We start from the raw sequence: 9,121 nt of genomic DNA, 5'->3' as shown, positions 1-9,121 counted from the left end.
TGACCGAGATCAGCCAGGAGGCCGACATGCGCAACTGTTTTGTCGAGATGGGCGCCTGGGAAGAAGACACCGAAAAGCGTTGGTAGGGCTTACGTTGGTTTTTGGTTCCATTGCTCCCCAAACCCCTTTTCCGCGCCTTGCAGCTTTACCTCGCCGGGCCCGTCGATCAGCCCTGCCATGCGCTTGAACAGGGTCGATTTACCTGCGGCATTGGGCCCGACCACGGCGACCACCTGGCCGCCGACAAACTCGGTGGTGGTCACACCGCTGATGATCGTGCGCTGGCCATAGCTGGCGCCGAGGTCTTGCAGCTGGATCGTTACCATGAGTTTTTCTTTGCGCCGAGAATCAGAGAGATAAAGAACGGTACGCCGATCAGGGACGTGACCACGCCGATGGGGAAAATCGCGCCGGGGATCAGGGTTTTGCTGACCACCGAACTCGCCGACAGGATCAGTGCGCCGGTGAGCAACGAGGCCGGCAGGAAGAAACGTTGGTCTTCGCCAATCAGCATCCGCGCGATGTGCGGGCCGACCAGCCCGATAAAGCCGATGGTGCCGACGAAGGCCACGGGAAACGCAGCGAGCAGGCTGACCATGATCAGCGTCTGGAAACGCAGGCTGCGCACGTTGATACCGAAGCTGGCCGCCTTGTCATCCCCCAGCCGCAGGGCGGTGAGCGCCCAGGTGCGCCTGGCGAAAATCGGCAGGGTGATCAGGATCACCACACAGATCACGCCCAGCTTGGGCCAGGTCGCCTTGGTCAGGCTGCCCATGGTCCAGAACACGACGGCGGCCACGGCTTGCTCGGTGGCAAAAAACTGCACGAGTGCGAGCAACGCGTTGAACGTGAACACCAGGGCAATGCCGAGCAGCACGATGGTTTCGGCGGTGACGCCACGGCGCAGGCTCAAGAAGTGGATCAGCAGGGCGCAGAGCATGGCCATGATGAACGCGTTGGCCGGCACCATGTACTGCGCTGCCAGCGGAAACAGCGCCACACCGAACGCCAGCCCCATGGCGGCGCCGAAACTGGCTGCCGCGGAAATGCCCAGGGTGAACGGGCTGGCCAACGGGTTGTTGAGGATGGTCTGCATCTGCGCCCCGGCCAGCGATAACGCCGCGCCCACGGCGACCGCCATCAGTGCCACGGGCAGGCGAATATCCCACATCACCACCCGCACCTGCGGCGCGGCGCTGTCCGGTGAAAGCAGCGCACCGAGCACTTCGCCCAGGCTGTAGCTGGCCGGGCCCAGGGCCAGGTCAAGCAACACACTGCCCAACAACAGCAGCGTCAGGGCGCCGAGGATCAGGCGTTTGCGCACCACCAGGCGGCGGTAGGTGTCGCGCTGGACCATCGTATCGTTGATCGCATTCATGGCTTGATCTCGGGTTCGCCCAGGCTGACGAAATAGCCAGGCTCGTAGGGCACCGGCAGGAAGCGCTCATGCAACTCGCGAAACGCGGCTTGCGGATCGAGGTCTGCAAACAGCGTCGGATGAAACCATTTGGCCAGTTGCTGGATGGCCACGAACTGATAGGGGCTGTTGTAGAACTGGTGCCAGATGGCGTGGAAGGCCTGGCTGTCCTGCGCCTTGATTCCGGCATAGGCCGGGCGACCGGTGTACCAGGCCAGTTTGCGTCGGGCCTCGGCCATGTCCGCGCCCGGACCCACACCCACCCAATGCCCGCCCGGGGCGAAGGCTTCCCAGTTGGCGCTGGTCACGACAATCTGGTCAGGGTTGGCGACGATCACCTGCTCGGCGTTCAACTGGCCGAAGGTCGTGGGGATGATGTCCCTGGCGATGTTGTCGCCGCCGGCCATTTCGACGAAGCGGCCAAAGTTCTCGTTGCCAAAGCTCAGGCAGCAATCGTCGGTGTAGCCGCCGATGCGCTCGATGAACACCTTGGGGCGCGCAGGTTGGTGCGCGGCAATCACGTCGGTGACCCGGCGAATCTGCTGGTTGCGGAACGCGATGAACGCTTCGGCGCGTTGCTCCTTGCCGAACAATTGGCCGAACAGGCGCATGGTCGGCTCGGTGTTCTGCATCGGGTAGTTGCGAAAGTCGACGTACACCACGGGAATGCCCAGGGCGTCGAGCTTCTCGATGTAGCGCGCATCTTCGGTCGCGTGCTGGGCCTCGATATTGAGGACAATCACATCGGGGCGCTGCGAGATCGCTTGCTCGATGTCGAAGGTGCCGTCTTCAAACCCGCCGAAGGTGGGGATGTCGGCAATGCCCGGAAACTTGCGCAGGTAGGCGTTGTAGGTGTCGGGATCGGACTGGATGAGGTCCTTGCGCCAGCCGACGATACGCTCGATGGGGTTTTGCGTGTCCAGCGCCGCCACCAGGTACAACTGGCGGCCTTCGCCGAGAATCACCCGTTTGACTGGCAGGTTTACCTTGACCTTGCGCCCGAGCAAATCGGTCACGGTGCTGCGTGTGTCAACCGCTTCGTTGGCCAATGACGCCAGTGAAACCCCCAGCAATCCAGCAAACAGCAGCGCGGCCAGGGCGTGGCTGCGTCGAACAATGGTGAGCATGATCAAGGCCTTTGCATGTGTCAGAAATCGACCGTGGCCGACAGGAGCAGGGTGCGTGGTGAACCCTGGGAAAATGCGCCGTAGGAGGCGACTCCCGACCAATATTCACGGTCGAAAACGTTTTGCACCGTGGCGCGAAAGGTCGTGGGTCGCTGAGCGATACGCGTGGCGTATCGAGCGCCGACATCGATGCGCGTCCACGGGGCCAGTTCCTGGGTGTTGGCCTGGTTGACGTATTGGCTGGCGGTGTAGATCGCGCCGCTGGTGAGTGTCAGCCCTTCGGCCCAGGGCGTGTCCCACTCGGCCCAGAGGTTGGCTTGCACGTCGGGCACGCCCACCGGTTTGTTACCACGGTTGGCCGCCACGCTGGTCCTGGTCAGTTGTCCGTCCAACAGCGTCACGCCACCGAGCAGGCGCGTGCCTTGGGCAATTTCGCCCGACATGTTCAGCTCCACGCCGCGATTGCGCTGTTCACCCTGGACGGCGAACACCCCGGAAGACAATTCGCCGCTGGGCTTCTTGATCTGGAACAGGGCCAGGCTCGACATGAAGCTGCCGTAATCGAGCTTGACCCCGACCTCCTGCTGGCGCGACACGTAGGGGGCAAAGATTTCGCCGGCGTTCGAAGCGGTGCTGGGGGCGACGTCCCCCTTGCTCAGGCCTTCGATGTAGTTGTAGTAGAACGACACGTGATCCCAGGGCCGCAGCACGGCCCCGAACAACGGCGTGGTCTTGCCATCGTCATAGGCTGAAGTGACTGCACCGGCGGCGTTGTAGTTGTGGGACTGGATGTTCTGCTTGCGCAGGCCCAGGGTCACTTGCACGCGCTGGTCGAGTATCGACAGGGTGTCGGCCAGGGCGATGCCGGACAACTCGGTCGCCGACACTTTGGGCGTGGCCGGCTCGGCAATCGCGGGTTTGGGGCGATGGACCGGGTGGTAAATGTTCGACAGCACCGCAGGCCCGGACAAAATGCCCCGGGATAATTCATCGCGATAACGCGTCACTTGCAGGGCGGTGCTGTGGCTCACGGGACCGGTGTCGAATCGCAGGCGCGCACCGGCGTCGACCGTGTAGCGCCGGACTTCGAACTTGTAATAACCGGGGATCGACGAGGTGTCGCCTGCGGCGTTGATGATCGTGGGCGTCTGGTCGGACATGCGTGCGACCTTCGACTGGCCACCGCCTGCATGGGCGAACACCGTCAGTTGGTCGTTGAGGTCGTATTCACCGCTGAGCAGGGCCGACTTGTCGCGGGTGCTGGACCAGCCCCAGTCCTGGCTGACGCTGGTCCGGCCGTTGGCGGCAGAAGGGATTTGCACGCCCGACGCGATCAGGAACGGTCGGGACGCGGCGTCAAACCGTTCTTCCTGGCTCACCAGGTCCAGGCTGGTGCGCAGGCGATCTCCTTGATAATCCAGGGACAGCGCGCCGACGCCGACCTCGCGGTCCTGATCGTCGATCACCGTGTCACCTTGCTGCACGCTACCGTTGAGGCGCATACCGAATCGGCGCTCCTCGCCAAAGCGTCGACTGAGGTCCAGGTGACCGCCCAGTTGGGCGTCCTGGGCGTAACTGGCGGTGAATCGGGTCAGGTCTTCATCGAGAGAACGCTTGGGCACCACGTTGATCACGCCGCCCACGGCACTGTTGGGCGACATGCCGTAGAGCAGCGCGCCGGGCCCCTTGACCACTTCGATGCGTTCGGCGTATTCGGTGAACACCCGGTAGTTGGAGGCCACGCCATAGACGCCGTCGAAGGCCAGTTCGCCCAGGTTGCCTTCACCGACGGGAAATCCCCGGATGAAGAACGAGTCGACGATGCCACCGGTCTGGCCGGTGGAGCGCACCGATGAGTCGCGCTCCAGCACATCACCCACGGTCTTTGCCTGTTGATCCTTGATCAGCGCGGCGGTGTAGGTGCTGACGCTGAATGGCGCATCCATCACGGCGGTGTTGCCGAGCATGCCCAGACGGCTGCCAGTCGCCACCTGGCCGCCCGGATACACCGGTGGCAGGCTGTCACTGCGTGTGTCGATGCCGTCGATGGTGGTTTCCTCGAGGGTGACCCGACGTTGCACCAGTGTGTAACTGCCGTCGCTGCGCAGGACCATGTCCAGGCCACTGCCGGCGAGCAAGCGGGTCACGGCTTCGCGGGTCGAGCAAGATCCGGTTAGCCCCGGGCTGATCAAGCCCTCGGTCAGTGAAGGTTCGAACGACAGGGCGATGCCGGCATCCACGGCGAAGCTCGACAGCGTTGCGCCCAGAGGTCCGGGGGCGATGTTGTAGGCATGGACCACGACCGAATCCAGTTGCACCGGCGCGGCTGCCATCGCCAACGGGCAGGCAGCGCTGATCAGGGTCAGGCTCAGCAGCGCGCGGCAAATGACAGGCATGGATGGATGACCCTGTGGCGAGAGGCAATGGAGGTTTCTGTACAGGCCAGCCGAGATCGAAAAAAGTATCAGCCAGCGGCAGATTTTTTTTGGAGACTCAGGCCGGGGACAAGGTGACCCAGTACCCTCGCAGATGAGCGGTGGCGGTGACCGGGTAGGTTTGCACCAGCATGTTCAAGGTGCGCTGGCTGTCGCTGATCGGAAAAGCGCCGGAAATGCGCAGGTCGGCAATCGCCGGGTCGAACCTGACGAAGCCGTGGCGATAGCGGGTGACCTCAGCGACGAAATCCGCCAGGCGCATCTTGTCCGCCATCAGCATGCCCTGGGTCCAGGCGCTGGCGTTACGGTCAGTGGGGTTCGCCGCGCCAAAGGCCTGTGCGGTGAATGCCATGCGTTGTCCGGCATTGACGATCAGGGACTCGGCCTGGCGGTTCTCGGCCAGCACCACTTTGACGGCGCCTTCCAATACCGCAAGGTGGGTGAACGGGCTCAATTGGCGGACGATGAAACGCGTGCCCAGGGCCTGCATGTGGCCCTGTGCGGTACTGACCAGGAAGGGGTCGTCTCAGAAAACGGAAAATAAAGCACGCTAAGCGTGCGTGGAGGCTGGCACCCAGCGGTACAGCGTCGGAATGGACACGCCGAGGTTCTTGGCCACGTCCTTGGGCGGCACCCCGCTGGCCAGCAGCTTCTTGGCCGACTCGATCTTGCTGTCGGTCATCTTCGGCTTGCGGCCGCCTTTGCGGCCGAGCTGCTTGGCGACTTCCAGCCCGGCGCGGGTGCGCTCGACGGTCAGCTCGCGCTCCATTTCGGCAAGGCTCGCCATGACGTGGAAGAAGAACCGCCCGGATGGTGTGCCGGTGTCGATGGAGTCGGTGAGGCTCCTGAACTGGACACCGTGCTTGTGCAGCTCGCCGACCAGATCGACCAGTTGCTTGACCGACCGGCCCAGCCGGTCGAGCTTCCAGACGACCAAAGTATCGCCTTCGCGCAGCATTTCGAGCGTCTTGGCCAAGCCAGGCCGGTCTGCCCGCGTGCCACTCACCTTGTCCTCGAAGACCTTTTTACATCCGGCCTTGCTCAAGGCTTCGCGTTGCAGCTCCAGGTTCTGATCCTGCGTCGAGACGCGCGCATAGCCAATCAACATGGCTTGTCTCGCGCCCGGTCGATGCGTTCCTGCATCGCCTGCATCACTTCTTCGTGGGTGTACGATCTGGCGTTGGCGTCGGTGGCTTGCCGCAGGGCTTCCTCAACCTCGCGCGTCATCCGCTCGTAATCCTCCGGCCACAGCGCTTGCTCCATGCGCAGCGACGCCTGACCCAGCAGGTGCAGCAGGCTGAACAGCCGCATGTCGTTGGTGGCGACGATGCGCTCCCGAATCTGCTCCTGAATAGCTTCGCTAGCCCGATGCGCTTGTGGTGTGGCAGTCCCCTCGTAGTCAGCGGGGAATTCCGCTTCCTCGGCAATCCTTGCCCAGGCGCTGGCCAGCGCCTCGATGGTTGACGTGCTCATTTCCGCCGCTCCTGTGCTCTTTGGCGAATCAACCGGCCAAGGGGCCTCGACGCGAAAACCAGCAGCATCACGCCTATCGGATACCAGGTCGAGAAGACCACCAAGGCATCGAAGGCTGGCCGTCCGGTGTTGGTAGGCAGTACGGCGGTCACAGCCATCAACCCGCCGACCGTCCAGATGATGCGCCACACGTAGGGCATCACGCGGGGCACGTAGCCGTCATCGAAAGCGGTCTGGTAGTAGCGGCGCAGGCCGCGCTCGGCAAGCGCCTGGCGCTGCCGCTCCGACAGCGCATCCGTCCGGCCATACCAGCGCCGGAATGGTGGACAGCGCAGCAGCAAAGGGGTGAAGAGGATCATCACCGCCACGATCGCGACACCCCACGCCATGACGGCGCCGGCATCGGGCCGCTTGGCGTTCTCGATCACGGGCGCGAAGACGCCCGGAGCACCGATCATCCAGAACAGCGCAATGTGCTGATGGAAGGAGAGCTTCATTTGCTCATCCACTTGCGCAGCAGGCGCTTTTTCAGGGAGGCGCGTTCTTGCGGGTTGCGTCCCTTGTGATTGGCGATGCGATCCGCCGTGGCGGCCTGGCGCTTGACGGGCCAGTAGGAGCGGCCATCCTTGCCCATCGACCAGACGCTGCTGGCCTGGTTTTCCAGCAGGGGCAGATGGGCGCTCAGGGCTTCGGGCGACGCGCTGGTCAGCGCCGTGCGCTCACGGGTGCGCCAGCGCTGATGCCAGAGCTTCTTGTCCTCGCGCTCGCTGCCGCAGGTCGTGTGCCCGACGATGGGTGTTTTGCGGCGGCTGCGGCTCATAACGTAGTGGTCTCCAAGAACATTCAGGACTGATCCCAGGCGTCGATGGTCAAGACCTGATCGGCAGGACAGGCGGCTACGCGGTCGGGAACTGGATGGTGTTCAGTCTCATGCCGACCCCATTCGATTGATCGCGTCGCTTGCGGCACGCTGCGACGCAAGGAGGTTTGCGACCTGGTTTAGCAGCCGTGTCCGCTGCATGTCTGTTACCTATCTCCCCGACCGCTCATTGGACCAACTCCAGAGATTGGGCTCTATCGCTCAGCCAATACGAAACCGGCATTGGCTGATGCCACAACCGAGACGAACACAAATGGCTCGGTACCTGTATTTCGCGCCCCGTGCACTTGGCCCGGTCTTGCCACGGCTATCTCACCTTCCCTGAGGGCACGAACAATCCCATTGCCCTGAAAGTAATCAGCCATTCCCGACAAAACAGTCCACGTGTCTTGGCCGTGAGGATGAATGTGAGCCGCAATTTCCTGCCCGGGATGGACATGCCAAACCACGATAATTGAGTCTCGGGTTTCAAGCACAACGGAACGAATAGGCTCGCCTTCGGACGGCTGAACATACTCGGCTACAGAAAATATTCTCGATTCAACAGTCATCGGAGATCCCTCTTTCACAGTGCCCCCAGACAGGCTGGATATGAGTTCTAACTCGAATTTGAACGGGAGGCTGGTCGTGCGGTCGTGCAGTTGCCGATGAGCGTGTCGGCTGCTGCCTCCTTGCCCACCAGCGAACTCACGTCCGTTGCGGCCATCCAGAAGGTCTTGCCCGAGCGCGGCTCATAGGTCGCGGGATCGAACACGCCAGAGGGGCCGAACATCGGCGGCTTGATTGGTCATGGCTCCATGCCTTTGTCGTTACGGTCTTCATCGTCGGCATCCTGACGCACGGCGGGCAATTGCTGGAGCAACGCCGGCAGCCATTCCTGTACCGTCTCCCACACCACATCGAGGTTGATGTCGAAATAGCCGTGAGCCATGCGATTACGCATATTGCGCATGCTGCGCCACGGCACGTCGGCATGCGCCTGGGTGAACTCGACGTAGCCATCCATCACCTTTGTGGCCGCCTCGCCGATGACGATCAGGCTCATGATGACGGCCTGCTGGGTGCGCTTGTCGGCCAAGAAGTCGTCCTTGGCCATCCCTTCCACGAAGCTGCGCGCATCGGTTGCGGCCTGCTGAATGTGGTCGAGGTAATCGGGCAGGCGGTTCTCGCTCATATCGGTTGCGCCTCCGCGAGCACCTTGGCCCGGAACTTCGGCGGCAGGTCGCCGGGAGTCAGCAGATCGACGTCAACGCCGAGCAGCGATTTCAGTTCTTCTTCCAAATCGCCCAAGTCCAACAACGTGGCACCGGGCAGCGCATCGACCAACAGGTCGAGGTCGCTGCCATCCCGGTCGGTGCCATGCAGCACCGAGCCGAAGACGCGCGGGTTCGCGGCGCGAAAGCGGCCTACCGCTTCACGCACTGCGCTTCGCTTCATGTCAAGCACAACAGACGGTCGCATGGGCATCCTTTCTTATCGAAACTCGTTGAGATGATATGCAATCAAGAATAGAATTTCAAGAACTATTTTCGAGAATCGCAATGCCTTGATTCCCGTGCCGCTGTCTGTCGTTTTCAGAAGACGGCTGCACTGAACGTCAGAAGCCGACTGCACTATAGCAGCGGAGGGGTTGGATCCATCAGGCAACGACGGGCTGCTGCCGGCCCAGAGTGTGTAAAAACATCCCGGTAAACCCTTGCTATGATTTCCGAGAATCTCATCGCAAGGGACGCCCATGAAACGGTTTATCCAGGGTGAACATCGAGGTCAAAGCACCTTACTTCCCGAA

Annotated in this window: 10 protein-coding genes and 2 pseudogenes; all 12 read right to left on the bottom strand. The window is 62.4% G+C overall.

The genetic code is table 11. The features are described 5' to 3' along the window. Positions 1–122: 122 nt before the first annotated feature. Positions 123–326 (bottom strand): annotated as a pseudogene (locus FIV35_RS29175) (ATP-binding cassette domain-containing protein); the annotation flags it as partial. After that, positions 320–1,378 (bottom strand): FecCD family ABC transporter permease, encoded by a 1,059-nt coding sequence (locus FIV35_RS29170; RefSeq protein ID WP_016487052.1) that lies wholly within the window; start codon positions 1,376–1,378, stop codon positions 320–322. The pseudogene FIV35_RS29175 and the gene FIV35_RS29170, both read right to left, overlap by 7 nt. Continuing rightward, the gene (locus FIV35_RS29165) at positions 1,375–2,544 is read right to left on the bottom strand and encodes an ABC transporter substrate-binding protein (protein ID WP_016487053.1); all 1,170 of its coding nucleotides are present in this window, start codon (positions 2,542–2,544) and stop codon (positions 1,375–1,377) included. Before FIV35_RS29165 ends, FIV35_RS29170 begins: the two co-directional genes overlap by 4 nt. 20 nt (positions 2,545–2,564) lie before the next feature. Continuing rightward, positions 2,565–4,940 (bottom strand): TonB-dependent receptor, encoded by a 2,376-nt coding sequence (locus FIV35_RS29160; RefSeq protein ID WP_016487054.1) that lies wholly within the window; start codon positions 4,938–4,940, stop codon positions 2,565–2,567. Between the two features lie 97 nt (positions 4,941–5,037). Next, a pseudogene (locus FIV35_RS29155) lies at positions 5,038–5,499 on the bottom strand (FecR family protein); the annotation flags it as partial. Positions 5,500–5,529: 30 nt separating this feature from the next. Continuing rightward, a complete protein-coding gene (locus FIV35_RS29150) occupies positions 5,530–6,087 on the bottom strand; it encodes a recombinase family protein (RefSeq protein WP_004118524.1) in 558 nt (185 codons plus the stop codon). Then, on the bottom strand, positions 6,081–6,452 hold the full coding sequence (locus FIV35_RS29145; protein WP_003100853.1) for a hypothetical protein: 372 nt from the start codon (positions 6,450–6,452) through the stop codon (positions 6,081–6,083). The genes FIV35_RS29150 and FIV35_RS29145 overlap by 7 nt, the downstream gene beginning before the upstream one ends. Further along, positions 6,449–6,949 carry a hypothetical protein gene (locus tag FIV35_RS29140; protein ID WP_003100856.1) on the bottom strand — a complete coding sequence of 167 codons (501 nt, stop codon included), beginning with the start codon at positions 6,947–6,949 and terminating at the stop codon, positions 6,449–6,451. The genes FIV35_RS29145 and FIV35_RS29140 overlap by 4 nt, the downstream gene beginning before the upstream one ends. Continuing rightward, positions 6,946–7,272: a hypothetical protein gene (locus tag FIV35_RS29135; RefSeq protein ID WP_003100858.1), complete on the bottom strand. Its 327-nt coding sequence runs from the start codon at positions 7,270–7,272 to the stop codon at positions 6,946–6,948. The genes FIV35_RS29140 and FIV35_RS29135 overlap by 4 nt, the downstream gene beginning before the upstream one ends. A 254-nt stretch (positions 7,273–7,526) precedes the next feature. Then, entirely contained in the window at positions 7,527–7,883 is a 357-nt protein-coding gene (locus FIV35_RS29130; protein WP_003465043.1) for a cupin domain-containing protein, read from the bottom strand. 236 nt (positions 7,884–8,119) lie between these two features. After that, positions 8,120–8,506 (bottom strand): HepT-like ribonuclease domain-containing protein, encoded by a 387-nt coding sequence (locus FIV35_RS29125; RefSeq protein ID WP_003100872.1) that lies wholly within the window; start codon positions 8,504–8,506, stop codon positions 8,120–8,122. After that, positions 8,503–8,769 (bottom strand): nucleotidyltransferase family protein, encoded by a 267-nt coding sequence (locus FIV35_RS29120; protein ID WP_016487057.1) that lies wholly within the window; start codon positions 8,767–8,769, stop codon positions 8,503–8,505. Before FIV35_RS29120 ends, FIV35_RS29125 begins: the two co-directional genes overlap by 4 nt. Positions 8,770–9,121 lie beyond the last annotated feature (352 nt).

Source organism: Pseudomonas rhodesiae, from assembly GCF_007858255.1.
Taxonomy (GTDB): Bacteria; Pseudomonadota; Gammaproteobacteria; order Pseudomonadales; family Pseudomonadaceae; genus Aquipseudomonas; species Aquipseudomonas rhodesiae.
Note: the sequence above shows the minus strand (reverse complement) of the source record. Positions and strands in the feature narration are given on the sequence as shown.